Source organism: Pseudomonas sp. MWU13-2100 (genome assembly GCF_023242365.1).
Lineage (GTDB): Bacteria > Pseudomonadota > Gammaproteobacteria > Pseudomonadales > Pseudomonadaceae > Aquipseudomonas.
This window is the reverse complement of the sequence record NZ_JALLIX010000158.1, coordinates 1-463: the sequence shown is the minus strand read 5'-3', so window position 1 is coordinate 463 and position 463 is coordinate 1. Positions and strand designations below refer to the sequence as shown.

General features: G+C 59.6%; 1 protein-coding gene. It reads left to right on the top strand.

Annotated elements, in window-relative coordinates:
- Positions 1-463: AMP-binding protein (locus M5B99_RS29830; RefSeq protein WP_248807484.1), on the top strand; the 463-nt coding region annotated here is incomplete at both ends.

Here is a 463-nt window from a genome sequence, read left to right as displayed (position 1 = left end):
TAACACCGTGAACTTCCTGACCTGGGCCCACGCCGCATTCGACGGTATCAGCGATCACACCACCCCCCTGAATCACACAAAAGCTGTGGGAGCGCCAGCAATCGAGCATCGACCGGCGCTCCTACAGGGACCGGGTTCGGCGCTGGACAAGACGTTGTTTTCGACCTCGCTGAATTTCGACCTGGCGGTCTACGAGTGTTTCGCACCTCTGACCTCGGGCGGCCGCATCGAGGTGGTGAAAAACGTTCTGGAGTTGCAACACGGCGAACACGATATCGGCCTGATCAACACCGTGCCATCGGCGCTCAAGGCCTTGTTGGAAGTCGACGGACTGCCGAAGTCGGTGCACACGGTCAACGTCGCCGGTGAAGCCCTCAAGCGCAGCCTGGTGGAATCGCTGTTCGAGAAGACTGGCGTGCAACGTCTGTGCAACCTCTACGGTCCCTCGGAAACCACCACCTAT